Genomic DNA, 20,230 nt, shown 5'->3' with positions numbered 1-20,230 from the left:
GACGCCTTCGCCTTTTTGTTCGAGTGCCGGGCGATGATCTCCCCCTGTAAATGACCGCAGGATTAGCGGTAAATGACGATCTCGTAATCTTGAGCGGTGCAATCGCAGATATTCCTTGGATTACAAATTTGTAATGTCGTAGTCACCCGGCCGATATCCGCGCTTATCTAAAATCACGCCGCTTAGCCATCAGCTATCTGGCCGGTTTAGTGCGGCTGAGGAAACGCTATCGACGAAGGGGGCACTGCACTGCAGTGTTGCGTATGTATCAAAAGAAACGCTTGTATCTGCTTGCTAGCGGGCTGCTTGGGCTCGGGCTGGCACTAATGTCGCTCGAGGTGGGCGCGCAAGACGGTCTGACACTGGAGCGGGCCGTGTCCCTTGCGTATGAACGCAACCCAGAATTTTCCGCTGCGCGGTCGGAGATCGGCATCGCAAGCGGTCTGCGCCGCCAAGCTGGGGTTATCCCGAACCCGGAATTAGGGTTCGAGGTGGAAGACACTCAGTCCGACCGCCAGACCCGCTCAATTACAATCACCCAGTCGATCGAGTTGGGCGGCAAGCGCGGCGCTCGAGTCGGCGTGGCGGATGCTAATCGCTCGATGGTGGATGCCGATCTCGACCTTCGACGCCAAGGATTACGTGCAGATGTGATCCAGGCATTCTTCGCCGCCCTGCGCGCCCAAGAAGGCATGCGACTGGCCGAGGCCTCTCTGTCATTGGCCGAACGGGCTGCTAAGGTCGCCGATGCACAGGTCGATGCCGGAAAAGTTTCGCCAGTGGAGGCGACGCGCGCCGATATGCAACTGGCGACCGTACAACTGGACCTGCGGCGAGCACGCCAGGAATGGGACAACGCTCGACAGATGCTAGCGCGCCTACTCGGGACCGACGCACCGGAGTTTGGCAGTTTGCTGGGCAGTTTCGAACACCTGCCAGATGTGCCTAGCGAATCTGCATTATTGGCGCGCGTGCGTGAGAGTGCCGATATGCGTAGGGCTCTGCGCCAAGTGGCCTTGAGTGAAGCCGAGCTGGGGCTTCAGCGAAGCCAGCGCTACCCGGACATAAGCGTCAGTATCGGTAGCCAGTACGACGAAATCGAGCGTGAGCGCGTCAACCTCGTCGGCCTCTCTGTTCCGCTGCCTTTATTCGATCGTAACCAAGGCAATGTTCTGGCGGCCGCACGGCGGGCGGAGCAGGCGCGTGATCTTCGTAATGCGGCAGAGCTGCGCGTTCGTGCGGAGATCCAGCAGGCCCTTCGCGACTGGCGTACCGCACGTGCAGACGTCGAGGAAATACGCAACCGGATACTGCCGGCAGGACAGCGAACCGTGGAAGCGGCCACACGTGGTTTCAGTCTTGGCCGCTTCGCGTTCCTCGACGTGCTCGACGCACAGCGTGCGCTGATAGATGCACGCACGCGCTATCTGCAGTCATTGCAAGCCGTGGTCGACGCCTGGGCGCGTATCGAGCGGCTGTACGGACCTACCACTACCTTCGAATGACCGAAACGCCGCCATTACGTATTGGCGGTGGGGGAGCTTGCATGAAAAAACAGACGGGAATCGCTCTGGCGGTCGCTTTGGTACTGCTGACCGGCGTTGGCGTAAAACAGGGCTTCGTTCTTGAGGCGCAGGCCAGCGATAACAAGGCTGAGCACGCCGAGGATGGCCACGCGCATGAGGATGGAGAAAGCGGTCACGAGGAATCTGAGAACGACCATGGGGACGAAGACGGTCATGACGCTGAAGGCGATGGCCACGGCCATGGTGACGAAAGCGGTCATGGCGGTGAGGAGGACGAGCACGGCAACGAAACGCATGCCGAAGGTGAGATTGAGCTTTCCGAAGAGCAGATACGTGCCGCAGGCATTCAGCTAAGCAAGGCCGGACCGGCTGAAATCGGCTCGTCTGTATCTTTGCCGGGCGAGCTGCGTTTCGACGAAGACCGTACCGCACATGTCGTGCCCCGTGTGGCCGGCGTTGTCGAATCGGTTTCGGTCAACCTGGGTGACCAAGTGAAGAAGGGCCAGTTGCTGGCGGTTATCGCCAGCGAGCAGCTGTCCGAGCAGCGTAGTGAGCTGGCTGCCGCCGAGCAGCGCCTCCGGCTGGCTCGCACCTTGTTCGAGCGTGAGCGCACCCTATGGCAGGAGCGTATCTCTGCAGAACAGGACTATTTGCAGGCCCAGCAGAGCCTGCGCGTAGCAGAAATCGACTTGCGTAATGCCCAAGAAAAAACACGGGCGCTGGGCGGCGGAAGTGGCGCAGGCGTAGGCAACCGCTACGAGCTGCGCGCACCTTTCGATGCAGTGGTCGTCGAGAAGCATATTGTGCTGGGCGAGCGTGTGGATGAAACGACCAGCGTCTTCACTCTGACTGATTTGTCGCGGGTTTGGGCCACGTTCAGCGTACCTGCCCGTGATTTGATGCGCGTAACCGTCGGCCGAGAAGTCGAAGTTGTTGCCGGCGAGCTAGGCGTGCGAACAATGGGGAAGGTCGCCCATGTGGGCAGCCTGCTGGGCGAGCAGACGCGTGCCGCGACAGCCCGCGTGACCCTGGCCAACCCCGATGGGGCTTGGCGTCCCGGTCTTTTCGTGACGGTCCGAGTTAGCGCCGATGGACGCAGTGCACCGGTCACGGTTCCAGTCGAGGCGGTCCAGACCGTCGAAAACGCGCCGACGGTTTTCGTTCGCACGCCGCACGGCTTCCAGGCGCACCCGGTTTCGCTGGGCCAGCGCGACGAAAATCGCGTGGAAATTCGTGACGGATTGCAGGCCGGCCAACAGATCGCGACCGCTGGCAGCTTCATCCTGAAATCCGAACTCGGCAAAGGCTCCGCCGAGCACGTTCACTGATCCTCCGGATACCTAACTCATGTTCGAACGTATTCTTCGCTTCGCCATCGAGCAGCGCTGGCTAGTGCTGCTGGCGGTCTTGGGCATGGCGGGCGTCGGGGTTTATAGCTATCAGCGCTTACCTATCGACGCTGTGCCCGACATCACCAATGTACAGGTTCAAATTAACGCCGCAGTCCCAGGCGCGTCGCCGCTTGAAACCGAGCAACGCGTTACCTTCCCCATCGAGACGGCGATGGCCGGCTTGCCCCACCTGCGCCAGACACGTTCATTATCGCGCTCCGGGTTCGCTCAGATCACCGTAATCTTTGATGATGGCACCGATCTCTATTTCGCCCGGCAATTGGTGAGTGAACGGCTGCAGGCCGCGAGCAACGAGCTTCCGCAGGGCGTGGAGGTCACTCTCGGTCCCATCTCCACCGGCCTGGGGGAAATCTTCCTCTGGACGGTCGAGGCCGAGCCCGAGGCGCGCCGTCCTGATGGTCAGCCCTACACGCCGACCGACCTGCGTGAAATCCAGGACTGGATCATCAAGCCGCAGCTGCGAAACGTTCGAGGCGTTGCCGAGATCAACACGATCGGTGGCTTCGCCAAAGAGTATCAGGTAGCGCCCGATCCGAAGCGCATGGCCGCTTACCGAATCACTCTGGAACAGCTCGTCGTTGCGCTTGAGCGCAACAATGCCAACGTCGGCGCCGGCTTCATTGAGCGTAACGGCGAACAGTTGTCGATCCGCACACCTGGCCAGCTCGGCTCCCCCGCGGACATTGGCAATATCGTCCTGAGCAACGCAGGCGGCGCGCCCGTGCGGGTTCGCGATATTGCCGAAGTGGGGATCGGTCGTGAGCTGCGTTCAGGGGCAGCCACCGACAATGGACGCGAGGTGGTCCTTGGGACCGCGTTCATGCTGGTAGGAGAAAATAGCCGTAGCGTGTCGCAGGCCGTCGCGCAGCGCTTGGAGATTATCAACCAGAACCTGCCAAAAGGCGTAAGCGCGATAACGGTCTATGACCGGACCGACCTCGTAGACAAGGCAATCGCCACGGTTCGCAAGAACCTGATCGAAGGCGCGATCCTGGTTATCGCCGTGCTGTTTCTCTTCCTCGGCAACCTGCGTGCAGCCCTGATCACAGCAATGGTCATCCCGTTGTCCATGCTGTTCACCTTCACCGGCATGGCCACCAACAAAGTCAGTGCCAACCTCATGAGCCTAGGGGCTCTCGACTTCGGCATCATCGTCGACGGTGCGGTGGTCATCGTCGAAAACGCCATCCGCCGGCTTGCCCACGCGCAGGAAAAACATGGCAGGATTCTGACCCGTAGCGAGCGTTTCCACGAAGTATTCGCGGCGGCCAAGGAGGCACGGCGTCCGCTCATCTACGGCCAGCTGATCATCATGGTGGTCTACCTGCCCATCTTTGCGCTCACTGGTGTCGAGGGGAAGATGTTCCACCCCATGGCATTCACCGTGGTAATCGCACTGTTGGGTGCCATGATTCTATCGGTCACCTTCGTGCCCGCTGCTGTTGCGCTTTTTGTCACCGGTAAGGTGCAAGAGAAGGACAACCGCCTGATGCGCGCGGCGCGCAATGGCTATGCGCCCGTGCTCGACTGGGTCATGCGTCATCGCACATTGGTATTCAGTGGCGCCGTCGCTAGCGTGCTGCTGTCTGCCCTGCTGGTGATGCGAATGGGTAGCGAGTTCATTCCGAGCCTTAGCGAGGGTGATTTTGCGCTTCAAGCTCTGCGCGTTCCAGGGACCAGCCTCTCCCAATCCGTGGATATGCAGCAGCGGCTGGAAAAGGCAATTGCCGAGCAGGTCCCGGAGGTCAAGCGTACATTTGCCCGAACCGGCACCGCCGAGATCGCGGCTGACCCGATGCCGCCGAATATTTCGGACAGCTATGTGATGCTCAAGCCCAAGGAAGAATGGCCAGATCCGGACAAATCCCGCGAGCAGCTCATTGAGGACATCCAAAAGGCGGCCGCATCTGTGCCGGGCAGCAACTATGAGATGTCTCAGCCGATCCAGTTACGCTTTAACGAGCTAATTTCCGGAGTTCGCAGCGATGTGGCCGTTAAGGTGTTCGGGGACGATATGGATGTTCTCAACAAAACAGCTGATGACATCGCGGCGATATTGCAAGACGTACCAGGCGCTTCCGAAGTTAAAGTGGAGCAGACGACGGGCCTCCCATTGCTGAGCGTCAATGTGGATCGTGACAAGGCGGCACGCTTCGGGCTCAACATCGGCGATGTGCAGGATACCGTCGCCGCCGCGATTGGCGGACGGGAAGCCGGAACCTTTTTTGAGGGTGACCGTCGTTTCGACATCGTTGTTCGTCTTTCCGATACGCTGCGTGCCGATCCGGATGTGCTGGCTCGCCTGCCGATTCCGGTGCCAGCGGTAGCGGGTGCTGCCAACGACCGAATCGACTTTATCCCGCTGGCTGAGGTTGCCACGCTGGAATTCGTGCTGGGCCCGAATCAGATCAGCCGTGAGGATGGCAAGCGTCTGGTGGTGGTAAGCGCCAACGTTCGAGGGCGTGACATTGGCAGTTTCGTCCAAGATGCGTCTGCAGCAATCGCTGAACGAAACCCGGTACCGCCCGGTTACTGGACGACGTGGGGTGGGCAGTTCGAGCAGCTGCAGGCTGCCGCCAAGCGCCTGCAGCTGGTCGTCCCAGTCGCCTTACTGCTGGTCTTCGTGCTGCTGTTCATGATGTTCAACACACTGCGCGATGGGCTGGTCGTCTTCACTGGCATTCCGTTCGCGCTTACTGGGGGAATTCTTGCACTCTGGCTCCGGGACATTCCCCTCTCAATTTCCGCTGGCGTCGGGTTCATCGCGTTGTCGGGTGTGGCAGTACTCAACGGACTGGTGATGATTGCTTTCATTAAAGGATTGCTAGAGGAAGGCCGGCCTTTATCCGAGGCTGTGCGTGAGGGCGCACTGGTGCGATTGCGCCCAGTCCTGATGACAGCGCTGGTGGCGTCGCTCGGCTTCGTCCCAATGGCGTTGGCCACAGGGACCGGCGCGGAAGTCCAACGGCCTCTGGCGACCGTGGTCATTGGCGGCATCCTGTCCTCGACAGCACTGACGCTGCTGGTATTGCCTGCGCTCTATTACACGGCTCTGCAGCGCCGCATGAAACGCAACGAAGAGGCTGAGGACGCGAGCTGATATTGGTTTTCTCCCAACGTAGGCCAGGCTTGATGCCTGGCCTTTTTATGAATATCCAATCGAAGCTTCGAAGGGTTCACTGAAAGGATTTGTGGCCCCAATGCGCTGGTAACGACTGACGGGTACGTTATCGAGAAACAAAAAAAGCGCCTCGAAAGGCGCTTAAATACAGGTTAAAAACCAATGGGCCACGAACATAACCATAACACCGAAGCTATAGGCGATAAGCGTCTAATTGCTGCTATAGGCGTTAACGCCGCATTAACACTGGCACAAATAGTCGGTGGAATACTCTCTGGTAGCTTATCACTCATTGCTGACGCGCTACATAATTTGAGCGATGCCGCATCACTGGTTATTGCGCTGATCGCACGTAAGATCGGTCGCAGACCGCCAGATGCATTTAAAACCTTTGGCTATCGACGCAGTGAAACCATAGCGGCTTTGATCAACTTGGTCACCCTGATCATCGTCGGTCTCTATCTTATTTACGAGGCCATAGGCCGGTTGTTTTCCCCGCAGCCCATTGAAGGTTGGACAGTGGTCGTGGTCGCGGGAATAGCCTTGGTTGTAGATATCGTCACGGCCTTTCTCACCTACACAATGTCCAAGAACAGCATGAATATAAAGGCGGCATTCTTGCACAATGTGTCGGATGCGCTGGCCTCCGTCGGCGTTGTTATCGCCGGGACATTGATACTTCTGTATGGGTGGTACTGGGCGGATACTGTACTGACACTGATGATTGCTGGCTACGTGCTCTGGCAAGGCTTTAGCATGCTGCCTAAAACCATCCATCTGTTAATGGAGGGCGCGCCAGAAGGCGTTTCCGTCGCTGATATAATCAATGTCATGGAACAAGTAAACGACGTCGAGGGCGTTCACCACGTGCATGTTTGGGAAATCGCTGAGCATACAATTGCACTGGAAGCACATGTTGTCATCAAGAAGGCGAGTCTGCCTGGGATCGAACGAGTGAAGACTGATTTGAAACGTGTACTCCATGAGCAATTCAAAATTAGCCACTCGACACTCGAGATGGAGCTAGACGGCAGTGTTTGTCTCTGTAGTGGTCAACTGATCCCGGACACTGTTTTAAGTTTTTCTTCTGCCACTACCGGTGCGATCCCCCCATTGAAGGCATGGGGCCGCTCCTGATTGTAATATCCCATCAGGTAGCTGCTGATATCCTTCCGGGCAGCGGCCAGGCTGTGGTAGCCCATCGGCGGTATCCATTCCGTTTTCAGGCTGCGGAACAGACGCTCCATGGGGGCGTTGTCCCAGCAATTTCCACGACGGCTCATGCTCTGTACCAGGCGGTAACGCCAGAGCCTTTGCCGGAACTTGCGACTCGCATACTGCGACCCTTGATCCGAATGGAACATAACCCCGTGGGGGCGCCCACGCTGTTCCCAGGCATGATCCAGAGCCTGAACAACCAGATCTGCATCGGCGGTATCAGACATAGCCCAGCCGACCACCCGACGGGCATACAGATCCAGTACTACCGCCAGATAGCTCCAGCGCTGCCCCGTCCAGATGTAAGTGATATCACCACACCAAACCTGATCAGGCTGTGCCACATCAAACTCCCGATCCAGTCGGTTAGGGATATCCAGCCGCTCCACTGTTGCTCGTTTGTACGCGTGAGGCCCCGGCTGCTTGCAGACCAAGCCCAGCTCGCTCATCAGCCGGCGCACCTTGAAGCGACCGATGCCGACTCCCTGGTCGTTCAGTAAACCCTGTATGGTACGGCTACCTGCGGAGCTGCGGCTTTTGTTGAACAGCTCGTTAACCTGGGCCCTCAGGGCTACACGCTCAGCATCCACACGCTGGACCTTCTGGCGGTGTTCGTAATAACAGGAACGATTGATATCAAAGGCTGCGCACACCATGTCAACCGGGGCTTGCTCTCTCAACTGGTCAATCAGCGTGTACGTTTCCAGTCGTCCGACATCAAGAGAGCGGTAGCCTTTTTTAGGATGGTCTTCTCCATCTCCAACCGCCGGCAACGCTCTTCCAACTCCTGAATTCGCTGCTGCTCTGGCGTCATGGCTTTGCCTTTAGGGGTTACACCCTGCCGCTCCTCAGTGAGCTGTTTGACCCATTTGCGCAGGACACTTTCAACCACACCCAACGATAGGCTGGCTTGAGTAATGCTGTAGCCTTGGTCCAGCACCAGGCTGGCTGCTTCCTGTTTGAATTCAGGGGTAAAAGTACGTCGCTTTCTTGTCATCGAACACCTCTCAATGGCGAGTATTGTCGCCTAGTTGGTGTCCGGTTTCATTAGACCACTACACTCGACACCAAGCAGACCGACAATCACTGCAGCGAAGCATAAGCTTACTATGCGCTACAATTAAAACAAGGCGGTTGCAGGAGCTGAGTGCAACACGGTTATTGAATTGACGCAGGAGCATCATATTGCATAGCCAAGGCTTTCTGCATCACTTCGCTCATGACTTCGATAGGACATTTGAAATCGAAGCGCTTACGTGGACGCATGTTCAGTTGAAACGCAATGGCATCCAGTTCTTCTTGGCTATGTACCGACAAGTCAGTGCCCTTGGGCAGGTACTGGCGGATCAGGCCATTAATGTTTTCGTTGCTGCCGCGCTGCCAAGGGCTGTGCGGGTCACAGAAGTAGATCGCCACACCGGTTCTCTGGGTGATCTCGGCGTGCTGTGCCATTTCCCTGCCCTGGTCGTAGGTCATGCTCTTGCGCATCGCCAGCGGCATGTTATTGAGGGCGGCGCTGAAGCCCTCCATTGCCGAGGTCGCCGTCGCGTCGTTCATCTTCACCAGCATCAGGTAGCCACTAGTGCGCTCCACCAGCGTACCTACAGAAGAGGCGTTAGCCTTACCCTTAATAAGGTCGCCTTCCCAATGCCCCGGCATCAGTCGGTCTTCAACTTCCGGCGGGCGCAAGTGAATGCTGACCATCTCTGGAATCTGCCCGCGCCGATCCACACCGCCAAGGCGTGGTCTACGTGTCATCTTGCCTTGGCGCAAACAAAGGATCAACTCCTTGCGCAGCTCACCGACGGGCAGGGCATAGATCGCGTTGTAGATCGTCTCGCGACAGACGTAGGCATCTCTAAGACTGGGTATGTTCATACTGCGCAGCTTGCCGGCAATCTGCTCGGGAGACAAACGCTGGCGCAGCATATGGATCACCAGTTCAAAGCGCTCACTACCTGGCAGCAGCTTTCGCATGGGCCGACAAGCCTGGCGGCGGACCTTCATCCGCTGCTGAGCCACGCGGGCCGAGTAGCTGCCAGCTGCATCTCGATTGCGGCGCATCTCTCGGCTGACCGTCGAAGGGGATCGGTTGATCAAGCAGGCAATCCTGCGCAAGCTGAGGCCTTGGGCATGACTAACTTGAATGGTGGCACGCTCTTCAACGCTGAGTTCGGAATAAGACATGGGGCAGCACCGTACCGGAAAGGTCAGGTGTTGCACTCAGTTTTTGCCGCCGCCCTGCCTTTAGAATTATCCAAAGCACATGATGGCACACCGTTTCTGTCACCAAAGTGAAACGGACATTACATTGAGGTAATACAAGGTCGGATCGTTGATCTATTTCAGCATGACATTTTTGTAATCGCAGCGTCACCAGCCGGACAGGTGACGCCATGTACCATACTAACGAGTCCCCAAAAATCCATTTCAGATGAGAGGTATAGCCATGAGGACCCTAGCAACGATTTTCATGTTTTTATTTGCGCTGAACGTTACTGCGGTAGTCCATGCAGAAGATGGGAGCATGCGTTACCGGCAGATGGTAGAGAACCTGCGTGAACAAAACAAAGAGCGCAGAGAAGCCCGTGATCAACAAATAAAAGAGGATGAAGCAAAAAACAGTACGAAAAATACTGGAGGTGCTACAACCGCGTCAGACAATCGCTAACAGAAAGGGGGGGTGTACTGAATTTTGTGTAACCTGTAGGGTTGATTACAAGGGCATCATGCGGTCTTCGAACTGAATCGTAAAGCGATTCAGTGGAGGTGTACGAATTTTTGTGTAACCGGCTAATGAGCGACACTGTCGCTCCGAACCGGAGACACGATGAGCAAGAAACTACATCCCATCACCGACGAGCTGCTGGATCAGCTCTTGGCCAACTATCAAAAACCTGAAGACCTGATTGGTGCCGAAGGCATCCTCAAGCAGCTGACCAAAAAGCTGGTTGAGCGTGCGCTGGATGCCGAGTTGACTCACCATCTGGGGCACGACAAGCATCAGCCGGTCGGTAACTCGTCTGGCAATACCCGCAACGGCTTTAGCCGCAAGAAGCTCAAGGGCGAGTTCGGCGAGCTGCCCATTGAGATACCGCGTGATCGGCATGGCACCTTCGAACCGCAGATCGTCGAGAAGCACCAGACCCGCTGGGTGGGGTTCGACGACAAGATTCTTTCGCTGTACGCACGGGGCATGACCGTGCGCGAGATTCAGGCACACCTACAGGAGATGTATGGCGCCGAGGTATCGCCCAGTCTGATCTCCTCGGTGACCGATGCCGTAACCGATGAGGTGAAGGCCTGGCAGTCACGGCCGCTCGACGCGGTCTATCCCATCGTCTACCTCGACTGCATCCACACCAAGGTGCGTGAGGGTGCCGTGCGGGTGAAGGCGGTTTACCTGGCGCTGGGCATCAACCTGGCCGGGGAGAAGGAAATCCTCGGGCTATGGATCGCCCAGAGCGAGGGTGCCAAGTTCTGGTTGCAGGTGGTGACCGAGTTGCGCAACCGTGGCGTGCAGGACATCTTCATCGCCTGCGTGGATGGCCTGAAGGGCTTCCCCGAGGCCATCGAGGCTGTCTTCCCGCACACCAGCGTGCAACTGTGCATCGTGCATATGGTCAGGCACAGCCTGAACTACGTCTCTTGGAAACGGCGCGCCGAGGTAGCGGCTGACCTGAAGCGGATTTACCAGTCCAGCACGGCGGACGAGGCTGAGCTGCGCCTTGGCGAGTTCGAAACCAAATGGGATGACGACTACCTGCCAATTGGTCAGTCCTGGCGGCGCAACTGGGCTCGGATCACGCCGTTCTTCGACTTCCCACCGGAGATCCGCAAAGTGATCTATACCACCAACGCCATTGAGTCGGTGAACATGAGTTTGCGCAAGATAACCAAGAACCGCGGCTCGTTCCCCAGCGACGAGGCGCTGCTGAAACTGTTCTATCTGGCGCTACGCAACATCAGCAAGAAATGGACGATGCCGATCCGTGACTGGAAAGCGGCACTGACACGCTTTACGATCAGCTACGAAGGCAGGCTGCCACAGTAGTAACCCCATCCCCGGTTACACAGAATTCTGCACACCCTCGAGTGGGAAAAGACCAAGGAGCGGTTGGATGGGATGGCTTCTGTGGTCGTACATTAATTACTGAATACATAGGAGCAAACAAATGCACGACTACGCAATATTTGGGCACAGCAGAGTCACTAAAGGGAGATGGCTCGGTGTTGCATCTGTGATTTTAATAGGTGCTGTTTCTTCGTTATTGGTTTGGCTGGAAAATTCCATTCTTTAGTATCCCGAACATCAGTGGCATATGATCAGTGAAAGGTGAAAGGCTAAATGATGACGGTTCTACAAGGTACAACTGGGACGCCACCAGATCAGGCTAGCCTGCACATAGGACTCACGGATTACCGCCTCCTTGGTCGTCTCCAGCACACACTCTAAGCGCCGCAGCAGTTAGGCAATCGACCAGAGAAAGGCGGCCGTCTGGGAATGATTTTCCGTGTTCACACTATTGCTCCTTTGAATACGTACAAAACCGTGAATCTACCCTAAATGGCGGTTTTCACTTCACCTCCACAGCCAGAACCTTTTCAATGGCGTCGCGGAAGCCAGGTTTGTGGATCGTCCGCCCTTTCACATCCACCAATTCACCCCTGCTGCCAATCGACAGCCCGACCAGGCCAAGCGAGGCCGGATCAATCGCAGCTTTCAACGCTCCCAACTCAGCATCATTCAAGAGCGGCCGAGTGGGAACGGCTTGCCCCGCCACGTTTCCCAGGATGATCGGTGCGCTACTGTGCGCAGCCTTGCGCGACGCCTTGGCCTTGAGCGCCCGCAACTCTTTGGCGAGCAGGCTCACGCTCATGCGCAGAACCGGGTCTTGGATGTGTTCGATCCAATCATTTGGATCAGCTTTTGCCTTACTGGCCTTGGGCAGCGACGCGAGTTTCCAAGACTGGATCAGCTCCCGGTAATGCTCGCCGGTCTTATTGACGATGGACTTTTCGCCGGGGACTGGAAGCCCACGGTCATTACCAAGAGTGATGATGGTCTTGTAGGAGAAGTCCGAGGAGTGCCGCTCATGCAGCAGCCGGCAGGCTTCGTTGATGGCTTCAAGGCTGCGCTTACGGCGGCTATCGCTGGCCTCGCTCATCAGCCGCCCGAAGGTGTCCTGCGGCGAAACAAGTTGATCACTCATTGATAGAAGCCTCGTGGGTCAAGTGGCGCGTGCTACTCGGATTGGAGAAAAGCTGTTTGATCTCGGTCGAAATGCGCGTCAGTTCCGGCTCGTGAGCGTCGATGTCAAGCAGCATCAGGTCGCCCGAAAACAGGTCGTCGATCTTTTCCCAGGACCCTAAACGCTGAAGGAGAATTCGGTTCATTTCGTTGGCAACGACCAGCTTCTGTTCGTCGTCGAGCCTGTACATGGTCGGCGCCAAGCCGTTGTTCTCGGCCATACGGTCGATGGCCTGGGCGATCAGCGGCACGGCCCGCGAGGGATTAGCAGACCGATAGATGGTCGCATTCTGGCAGATCTCGGCCAGCAAATGGTAGTTAGTCTTGGATTCGTCAAAAGCGACACCGACCTCGGCAAGATCTCCACTGGCGATTAGTCTGACGCCATTCTCGCCTTCGCCGCCCTGCTCGCCTTCATTGATGAGTTTCAGGCAGCCCTGGACGTAGTGATTGACGGCTGCATAGTCAGTCAGCAGACCATCGAGCTTCCCCGCGCTCAGTTGCTGGTTGGCGCTCGCCTGCTTTCGTATCGAGTGCTGAGTGTCTGGTTGATTGGCTTGGCAGGCGTCATACCAGTCCTTCTCAAGCCGACCGACCTCCGCCGCGTAGCTCTGAAAACGTGCGCTTTCCGCATGAATCTCCAACGCGAGTTCGTTGGCCAGCGCCACTAGGCCGCCAAGGAACGGAACCCCGGTGACAAAGAACCGACATCGCGGGCAATTTTTCTGCCCGAGATAGCCCGCCTCGACAGGGGCATAAAGACTTTCAACTTTTCTCTCGGCTACAGCCTCGCCGCCGATTTGGCATGCAGCGCCTGACATGGGACATATGCCGTGATCGAACACCACGCAGGCCGAGTTCGGCACGTCAGATTCGAGCAGCAAGCGATTTCCGTCCGTTGCAATCAGTTGATGGCGAAGCGGCTGTAACCCCTGCGTCCTAAGCACTTCAGCATGGTGCTGAGTTGAAATCTCTGCGGCGCGCTTCTCAGTCTCGCCCATGGTACGGCGCATCTGATTGAACCGCCCCGGGTTTCGCGGAGGCTTCAACTCCTGAGAAGATGAAGCCATGAACAAGACAAACAAGTTTTCCCCTGAAGTCCGTGAACGAGCCGTGCGGATGGTGCAAGAGCATCGCGGCGACTATCCCTCGCTGTGGTCGGCGGTCGAGTCGATTGCACCCAAGATCGGCTGCGTACCCCAAACGTTGCTGGAATGGGTCAAGCGTGCAGACGTCGATGCCGGCGTACGGCCGGGCGTCAGCACAGCCGACGCGCAACGCGTCAAAGAGCTCGAGCGCGAGGTCAAGGAGTTGCGCCGGGCCAACGAAATACTCAAGGTGGCCAGTGCGTTTTTCGCCCAGGCGGAGCTCGACCGCCGGCTGAAGTGATCTACGCTCTGGTGGATGGACACCGGGATGCTTTTGGGGTCGAGCCAATCTGCACGGTGCTGCAGATTGCCCCGTCAGCCTATCGCCGGTATGCCGCCCGCCGTCGAAATCCGGATTTGCAAAGCCACCGAGCCCGGCGCGACAGCAAGTTGATGCCAAAGATCGAAGCTGTGTGGAACGCGAACCTGCAAGTTTACGGTGCTGACAAGGTTTGGAAGCAGATGAACCGTGAAGGAGACGCCGTGGCCCGCTGCACGGTCGAGCGGTTGATGCGACGACTTGGCCTGCGCGGAGTCCGGCGTGGCAAGATCGTCCGCACCACAGTCAGCGACCACAAGGCTCCGTGCCCGCTGGACAAGGTGAACCGGCAGTTCCGAGCCGACCGACCGAATCAGTTGTGGGTGTCCGACTTCACCTATGTTTCCACTTGGCAAGGCTGGCTGTACGTGGCCTTCGTTGTGGACGTCTTTGCCCGGCGCATTGTCGGCTGGCGGGTGAGCCCATCGATGACAACCGACTTCGTGCTGGATGCGCTGGAACAGGCCTTATACGCACGTCAGCCTGAACGCGGTAGCCATCTGATCCACCATAGCGATCGCGGGTCGCAATACGTCAGTATCCGCTACAGCGAACGGTTGGCCGAGGCTGGCGTGGAGCCGTCGGTAGGCAGCAAAGGGGACAGCTACGACAATGCCCTGGCTGAGACGATTAACGGCCTGTACAAGGCCGAAGTGATCCACAGACGCTCGTGGCGCAATCGTGAGCAGGTGGAACTGGCCACGCTCCAATGGGTGCATTGGTTCAATCACCAGCGACTGCTCGAACCCATCGGATATATACCGCCGGCAGAGGCTGAGGCAAACTACTATCGGCAACTAGCCAGTCAGGCTTCCAAGGTGGCGGCTTGACTTAAACCAAACAGCCTCCGCGAAACCCGGGGCGGTTCAGATCGTTGTTCAGCCTGATGTAGTAGATCGTCATCACTAGCGATGAATGACCAACAAGCTTGGAGATAAGGTGAATAGGCGCTTCGCCGTCTGCGATGAACGCCGTAATCAGACTGACACGCAGGTGTAGTGGTCTAATGAAACCGGACACCAACTAGGCGACAATACTCGCCATTGAGAGGTGTTCGATGACAAGAAAGCGACGTACTTTTACCCCTGAATTCAAACAGGAAGCAGCCAGCCTGGTGCTGGACCAAGGCTACAGCATTACTCAAGCCAGCCTATCGTTGGGTGTGGTTGAAAGTGTCCTGCGCAAATGGGTCAAACAGCTCACTGAGGAGCGGCAGGGTGTAACCCCTAAAGGCAAAGCCATGACGCCAGAGCAGCAGCGAATTCAGGAGTTGGAAGAGCGTTGCCGGCGGTTGGAGATGGAGAAGACCATCCTAAAAAAGGCTACCGCTCTCTTGATGTCGGACGACTGGAAACGTACACGCTGATTGACCAGTTGAGAGAGCAAGCCCCGGTTGACATGGTGTGCGCAGCCTTTGATATCAATCGTTCCTGTTATTACGAACACCGCCAGAAGGTCCAGCGTGTGGATGCTGAGCGTGTAGCCCTGAGGGCCCAGGTTAACGAGCTGTTCAACAAAAGCCGCAGCTCCGCAGGTAGCCGTACCATACAGGGTTTACTGAACGACCAGGGAGTCGGCATCGGTCGCTTCAAGGTGCGCCGGCTGATGAGCGAGCTGGGCTTGGTCTGCAAGCAGCCGGGGCCTCACGCGTACAAACGAGCAACAGTGGAGCGGCTGGATATCCCTAACCGACTGGATCGGGAGTTTGATGTGGCACAGCCTGATCAGGTTTGGTGTGGTGATATCACTTACATCTGGACGGGGCAGCGCTGGAGCTATCTGGCGGTAGTACTGGATCTGTATGCCCGTCGGGTGGTCGGCTGGGCTATGTCTGATACCGCCGATGCAGATCTGGTTGTTCAGGCTCTGGATCATGCCTGGGAACAGCGTGGGCGCCCCCACGGGGTTATGTTCCATTCGGATCAAGGGTCGCAGTATGCGAGTCGCAAGTTCCGGCAAAGGCTCTGGCGTTACCGCCTGGTACAGAGCATGAGCCGTCGTGGAAATTGCTGGGACAACGCCCCCATGGAGCGTCTGTTCCGCAGCCTGAAAACGGAATGGATACCGCCGATGGGCTACCACAGCCTGGCCGCTGCCCGGAAGGATATCAGCAGCTACCTGATGGGATATTACAATCAGGAGCGGCCCCATGCCTTCAATGGGGGGATCGCACCGGTAGTGGCAGAAGAAAAACTTAAAACAGTGTCCGGGATCAGTTGACCACTACAAGGCTGTGCGGTGTGTAGGGGCTGATATAGCGCTGATTGTTCGCCTTAAAGTTGGGGCTTTCGCTGGCTAGGTTTTCGCCCGGGCGCTGAATCGCGTAGAGCAATGCCGGCAAAGTATGAGTGAAAACCGTTGTGGTGAACGCCGGCTGACCCGAGGCGTCCGTGCGGAATAGAAAACACTGGGTGCCACGCGCCTGCAAAATTTTCTCATTGGTTTCAGCACGAAGCTTGATATCAGACCAGCTCGTCGGCTCTTTAAGCGGGCTGTACTTGGCCTGCCAGTCACGCAGCAAGAGGAACCAATAGAGCAGATCATCAGGAATCCACGGAACTTCGTAGCCCCCTCCCTGGCGTCCGGTCTTGTTGGTAGTCACATAGAGCTTTGGCGCTTCCTTGTCGCCGCGCTGTACCACAGCCTGTGGCTGGCGTTTCTTGCTCCCTTTCCCAGCCAGGGGGCCGGTGTTCTTCTCCCAGCGAACACCGCCATGCTCAGCATCGAGAACAGCTATCTCTTTATCCGCCTCGCCGCTGTCCAGCCAAAGAATCTGTTGGCCGCGCAGCGGAAATCGCAGAAGTGTGTAGAGCGCCACGAAGCGAACAGGCGACCAAATCTGATAGCTGTTTACTACTTCGCGCTTGCCTTTCATTTTGCGGTCAGCCTTAACCTCGCGCCAGATGCAGTTCGGATCGTCGCGGTCGATCAGCGATTCATCCACATAAATCCAGTCGGCGCGGGTCGCAAAGAAGTCTTGTAGGTGCGGCAGATCCGTCAGACTGGGCCTTGTCTGCAATACCTGTTCGCCGTTCGGCACGAGGAAATTGCGCGCCCGTAGGATGTATTCATAACCAAGCGGCGGCTTGGTGGACTGGTTGGGGCGATAGGCCTGCAAGCTATCTGCAAAGCCGGCCAGCACCGTTTGAAAGGGATTCCGGAACTCAGCAAGCACAATGCGCTCGTCCGTGTCGGCATCGGTGCAATGTTCATCCAAAATCCAACCGAAAAAGGCCGCGATAGCACTGTGATAGGGCCTTTTCTGGGACTCAGCCTGGGCTTCAATGAACTGCTGATAGGCCTCAGTGGGAAATGGATTGGCTCGCAGCAGCAGGTGTACCGGCTCATCTGGCAATTCCTGTACCTGATAGAAACCACTCAAAAACACCCTCATCGCGGCTTTCTTTCCGACGATGTTTGTTTGGTTCTTCAACCACAGCTCAACATTTGCCCACATGTGTGGGTAGTCCGCCAGAGCAGCGCTAGGGTTTTCATTGCCGAGGAAGTCGTACCAGTCTATCCAGCCGGCGTCGGCATATAACTCTCTGGGGCGGGACGGCAGCCGCGGGTCTTCGCGGTAGCGCTTTATGTAGTCGGGCAGACTCTTGATGCCCAGCGCCTGGGCTGCCGCCTGGGCCTCGGCGTAGGTCGGGTAGAAGTCGGGCCGTTCATTGCCGAGGAAGTCGTACCAGTCTATCCAACCGGCGGCGGCATAGACATCACTGGGGCTGGACGGCAGCCGCGGGTCTTCGCGGTAGCGCTTTATGTAGTCGGGCTGACTCTTGATGCCCAGCGCCTGGGCTGCCGCCTGGGCCTCGGCGTAGGTCGGATAGATGTCGGGGTTTTCATTGCCGTGGAAGTCGTACCAGTCTATCCAGCCGGCGTCGGCATAGAACGAATCGGGGCGGGACGGCAGCTGCGGGTCTTCGCGGTAGCGCTTTTTGTAGTCGGGCAGACTCTTGATGCCCAGCGCCTGGGCTGCCACCTGGGCTTCGGCGTAGGTCGGGTAGAAGTCGGGCCGTTCATTGCCGAGGAAGTCGTACCAGTCTATCCAACCGGCGGCGGCATAGACATCACTGGGGCTGGACGGCAGCCGCGGGTCTTCGCGGTAGCGCTTTGTATAGTCGAGCCGACTCTTGATGCCCAGCGCCTGGGCTGCCGCCTGTGCCTCGGCGTAGGTCGGGTAGATGTCGGGCCGTTCATTGCCGAGGAAGTCGTACCAGTCTATCCAGCCGGCGTCGGCATATAACTCTCTGGGGCGGGACGGCAGCCGCGGGTCTTCGCGGTAGCGCTTTATGTAGTCGGGCAGACTCTTGATGCCCAGCGCCTGGGCTGCCGCCTGGGCCTCGGCGTAGGTCGGGTAGAAGTCGGGCCGTTCATTGCCGAGTAAGTCGTACCAGTCCATCCAGCCGGCGTCGGCATAGAACTCATTGGGGCTGGACGGCAGCCGCGGGTCTTCGCGGTAGCGCTTTTTGTAGTCGGGCAGACTCTTGATGCCCAGCGCCTGGACTGCTGCCTTTGCCTCGGCGTAGGTCGGGTAGATGTCGGGCCGTTCATTGCCGAGGAAGTCGTACCAGTCTATCCAGCCGGCGTCGGCATATAACTCTCTGGGGCGGGACGGCAGCCGCGGGTCTTCGCGGTAGCGCTTTATGTAGTCGGGCAGACTCTTGATGCCCAGCGCCTGGACTGCTGCCTTTGCCCCGGAGTAGTTATAAAAATTTTTCTTGGTTGGCATCGGCGTCAGTCCTTGGTCAAAGGTCGTGGGAATCATCTGCATGTTGGAAGCGCAGCCGCGCTTCCAGGTCTCGGAGACTCTGACGCATTTGCGCCGTTGTGGGCTGCGTGTAGGTCTGACTTGATGTGATCGAGGCATGGTGCATGGCGTTCTTGATCAACAGCGGGTCGGCGCCATCGCGAGCCAGTCGCTGTCCATAGGCATGGCGGTGGCCATGCGGGGTTGTGCCCTCGCTCTTCTCGTACACTAACCCAATCCTCTCAATACCCAACCTGTGAGCCTTGCGGAACATGCGATGCGAGTAGGGCTGGCCGTCGCGGTTGGTAAAGGTATAGGGATGACCTTCGCTGGCCTTCGGCTTTATCCGCTGTTTCAGGTGGTAGTCACGCCACAACTCGGCAAAAATCTGCCCGGCTTCATGGGGGAAGAAAAAGACCTCGAAACAGCGTCTGTGCGGGTCGGTAATCAGGCTGTTCTTCCACCCGATGAACAGCGGGTCGGTCGCCTTGACCAGTCGGTTGCGGGGTTGCAGCGCGTACTGGCTTTGAAGGTAAGCAGCGCGATTGCCTTTACCGCCAGGTGCCAGCCCGTATTCAGGGTGATAAATACGGACGATGACCTCCCCGGCCTCTAGGCTAACGTCTTCACTCCAAAGCGATAGCGCTTCAGACAGCCTTAAACCACCGTAGTGCATGAGGTAGGTAATCAGGACATTTCGAAGGTCTGTAGGCCCGCGTGAATCTCGTGACCTCCTGCGGAAACCCTCGCATACCAGCAGCTCGAAGTATTCCTCTGGAAATGCCTTGATCGGCGCTTGCCGTTCAACGGGCATTGTCCTTGAGCGCACGACTCGGGACTGCTTCGTCTGCGACGATGAACGCCAGAGATGGGAAAGAAAGGCGTTATCCCTGCGGTGCGAATAGGCTGCCCAATTCAGCCGTTGTTCATGCCGAGTCGCCTGCCGCCAAGGATTGAGCTGCATCTTGGCGTCTTCGTTGACGACAGCCAGCCAGTCGCTGAATCGGCTGACATGGCCGATCAACTTGCTGGCATCTTCGGGTTGCCTGGGCTGCCACCATAGGCCCGAGGGGTCGATGCTATTCGACACAGTGCCGGTATAGAGCGCGTCGGAAAAGGCGGCGAACAACGCCCTCGGCGCGTCATAGAGCCCTTGATTTGCCTCCATGTACTCCAGAAGCAGCTGCACCGCGAAGGTCGCAGACTCTTGCCATGATCGACTCTTGAGCCGGTTCAGGTGCATGTAGCGAACAAACTGATCCAGCACCCCATGCTCGGTGACGATGACGGGCAAGACGCACTGAACGCCAGTCGCGTCAGCGACAATGGTTCTGAACTCTCTATGCGATGATTCGAGGATAATGGCCACGCGCCGTCCTGCAATACTTTTGGATTTTATTTACTTCCTTGGGGTAACTTTACTGCTTCTATTCATACAGGCAAACGAAATCTGCTGCCAAATTTGAAAAAATTATGCGGAAT

Annotated in this window: 14 protein-coding genes and 1 other annotated feature; of the genes, 8 read left to right on the top strand and 6 right to left on the bottom strand. The window is 57.4% G+C overall.

What is annotated here, in order from left to right; translation table 11 throughout:
- Nucleotides 1-263 precede the first annotated feature (263 nt).
- The 4 genes from ACZ5WQ_RS02390 (at nucleotide 264) to ACZ5WQ_RS02375 (ending at nucleotide 7,196) form a co-directional block, all read left to right on the top strand.
- Complete coding sequence (locus ACZ5WQ_RS02390; RefSeq protein ID WP_269688568.1) at nucleotides 264-1,505, top strand: TolC family protein; 1,242 nt, start codon at nucleotides 264-266, stop codon at nucleotides 1,503-1,505.
- A 41-nt stretch (nucleotides 1,506-1,546) separates the two neighbouring features.
- Nucleotides 1,547-2,854 carry an efflux RND transporter periplasmic adaptor subunit gene (locus ACZ5WQ_RS02385; RefSeq protein ID WP_083729360.1) on the top strand — a complete coding sequence of 436 codons (1,308 nt, stop codon included), beginning with the start codon at nucleotides 1,547-1,549 and terminating at the stop codon, nucleotides 2,852-2,854.
- Nucleotides 2,855-2,873: 19 nt separating this feature from the next.
- Nucleotides 2,874-6,038, top strand: coding sequence for a CusA/CzcA family heavy metal efflux RND transporter (locus tag ACZ5WQ_RS02380; protein WP_269688569.1), 3,165 nt, complete (start codon nucleotides 2,874-2,876; stop codon nucleotides 6,036-6,038).
- 183 nt (nucleotides 6,039-6,221) lie between these two features.
- Entirely contained in the window at nucleotides 6,222-7,196 is a 975-nt protein-coding gene (locus ACZ5WQ_RS02375) for a cation diffusion facilitator family transporter (protein ID WP_464383051.1), read from the top strand.
- Here ACZ5WQ_RS02375 and ACZ5WQ_RS02370 read toward each other — a convergent pair.
- A protein-coding gene (locus ACZ5WQ_RS02370; RefSeq protein WP_464383047.1) for an IS3 family transposase occupies nucleotides 7,112-8,274 on the bottom strand; the annotation gives its coding sequence in 2 pieces (ribosomal slippage) (nucleotides 7,112-8,019 and nucleotides 8,019-8,274; 1,164 coding nt in all). The two genes, ACZ5WQ_RS02375 and ACZ5WQ_RS02370, sit on opposite strands and share 85 nt — an antisense overlap.
- A 161-nt stretch (nucleotides 8,275-8,435) precedes the next feature.
- Nucleotides 8,436-9,464 (bottom strand): IS30-like element ISPsp4 family transposase, encoded by a 1,029-nt coding sequence (locus ACZ5WQ_RS02365; protein WP_464383050.1) that lies wholly within the window; start codon nucleotides 9,462-9,464, stop codon nucleotides 8,436-8,438.
- A 262-nt stretch (nucleotides 9,465-9,726) separates the two neighbouring features.
- Here ACZ5WQ_RS02365 and ACZ5WQ_RS02360 point away from each other — a divergent pair, with 262 nt between their 5' ends.
- On the top strand, nucleotides 9,727-9,948 hold the full coding sequence (locus ACZ5WQ_RS02360) for a hypothetical protein (protein ID WP_136869545.1): 222 nt from the start codon (nucleotides 9,727-9,729) through the stop codon (nucleotides 9,946-9,948).
- 159 nt (nucleotides 9,949-10,107) lie between these two features.
- Nucleotides 10,108-11,331, top strand: a complete 1,224-nt coding sequence (locus ACZ5WQ_RS02355; protein ID WP_233048513.1) for an IS256 family transposase — start codon at nucleotides 10,108-10,110, stop codon at nucleotides 11,329-11,331.
- Between the two features lie 523 nt (nucleotides 11,332-11,854).
- Here the strand turns inward: ACZ5WQ_RS02355 and gmtX are convergent.
- Complete coding sequence (gene gmtX, locus ACZ5WQ_RS02350; protein WP_464383049.1) at nucleotides 11,855-12,490, bottom strand: gamma-mobile-trio protein GmtX; 636 nt, start codon at nucleotides 12,488-12,490, stop codon at nucleotides 11,855-11,857.
- Nucleotides 12,483-13,541, bottom strand: a complete 1,059-nt coding sequence (locus ACZ5WQ_RS02345) for a hypothetical protein (RefSeq protein WP_464383048.1) — start codon at nucleotides 13,539-13,541, stop codon at nucleotides 12,483-12,485. The genes gmtX and ACZ5WQ_RS02345 overlap by 8 nt, the downstream gene beginning before the upstream one ends.
- A gap of 55 nt (nucleotides 13,542-13,596) precedes the next feature.
- Between ACZ5WQ_RS02345 and ACZ5WQ_RS02340 the strand changes: the two genes are divergently transcribed.
- Nucleotides 13,597-14,825 (top strand): IS3 family transposase gene (locus tag ACZ5WQ_RS02340; protein ID WP_123891115.1). Its coding sequence is split into 2 segments (ribosomal slippage): nucleotides 13,597-13,885 and nucleotides 13,885-14,825, totalling 1,230 coding nucleotides; the frame shifts between segments, so codons are not numbered across the junction.
- Nucleotides 13,875-13,991, top strand: a sequence feature (AL1L pseudoknot). It overlaps the preceding gene by 117 nt.
- 227 nt (nucleotides 14,826-15,052) lie before the next feature.
- A protein-coding gene (locus ACZ5WQ_RS02335; protein WP_464383047.1) for an IS3 family transposase occupies nucleotides 15,053-16,215 on the top strand; the annotation gives its coding sequence in 2 pieces (ribosomal slippage) (nucleotides 15,053-15,308 and nucleotides 15,308-16,215; 1,164 coding nt in all).
- On the opposite strand, the gene ACZ5WQ_RS02330 is transcribed toward ACZ5WQ_RS02335, so the two are convergent.
- On the bottom strand, nucleotides 16,208-18,772 hold the full coding sequence (locus tag ACZ5WQ_RS02330) for a VPA1269 family protein (RefSeq protein WP_464383046.1): 2,565 nt from the start codon (nucleotides 18,770-18,772) through the stop codon (nucleotides 16,208-16,210). The two genes, ACZ5WQ_RS02335 and ACZ5WQ_RS02330, sit on opposite strands and share 8 nt — an antisense overlap.
- Nucleotides 18,747-20,117, bottom strand: a complete 1,371-nt coding sequence (gene gmtY, locus ACZ5WQ_RS02325) for a gamma-mobile-trio recombinase GmtY (protein ID WP_464383045.1) — start codon at nucleotides 20,115-20,117, stop codon at nucleotides 18,747-18,749. Before gmtY ends, ACZ5WQ_RS02330 begins: the two co-directional genes overlap by 26 nt.
- Nucleotides 20,118-20,230 lie beyond the last annotated feature (113 nt).

Source organism: Halopseudomonas sp. T1L2, assembly GCF_055397385.1.
This window is presented reverse-complemented; position numbering and strand designations above follow the sequence as displayed.

Bases quoted from the DNA above. Each gene is read 5' to 3' on its own strand.
- ACZ5WQ_RS02390 (WP_269688568.1), top strand. From the start codon at position 264: ATGTATCAAAAGAAACGCTTGTATCTGCTTGCTAGCGGGCTGCTTGGG.
- ACZ5WQ_RS02385 (WP_083729360.1), top strand. From the start codon at position 1,547: ATGAAAAAACAGACGGGAATCGCTCTGGCGGTCGCTTTGGTACTGCTG.
- ACZ5WQ_RS02380 (WP_269688569.1), top strand. From the start codon at position 2,874: ATGTTCGAACGTATTCTTCGCTTCGCCATCGAGCAGCGCTGGCTAGTG.
- ACZ5WQ_RS02375 (WP_464383051.1), top strand. From the start codon at position 6,222: ATGGGCCACGAACATAACCATAACACCGAAGCTATAGGCGATAAGCGT.
- ACZ5WQ_RS02365 (WP_464383050.1), bottom strand. From the start codon at position 9,464: ATGTCTTATTCCGAACTCAGCGTTGAAGAGCGTGCCACCATTCAAGTT.
- ACZ5WQ_RS02360 (WP_136869545.1), top strand. From the start codon at position 9,727: ATGAGGACCCTAGCAACGATTTTCATGTTTTTATTTGCGCTGAACGTT.
- ACZ5WQ_RS02355 (WP_233048513.1), top strand. From the start codon at position 10,108: ATGAGCAAGAAACTACATCCCATCACCGACGAGCTGCTGGATCAGCTC.
- gmtX (WP_464383049.1), bottom strand. From the start codon at position 12,490: ATGAGTGATCAACTTGTTTCGCCGCAGGACACCTTCGGGCGGCTGATG.
- ACZ5WQ_RS02345 (WP_464383048.1), bottom strand. From the start codon at position 13,541: ATGCGCCGTACCATGGGCGAGACTGAGAAGCGCGCCGCAGAGATTTCA.
- ACZ5WQ_RS02330 (WP_464383046.1), bottom strand. From the start codon at position 18,772: ATGCAGATGATTCCCACGACCTTTGACCAAGGACTGACGCCGATGCCA.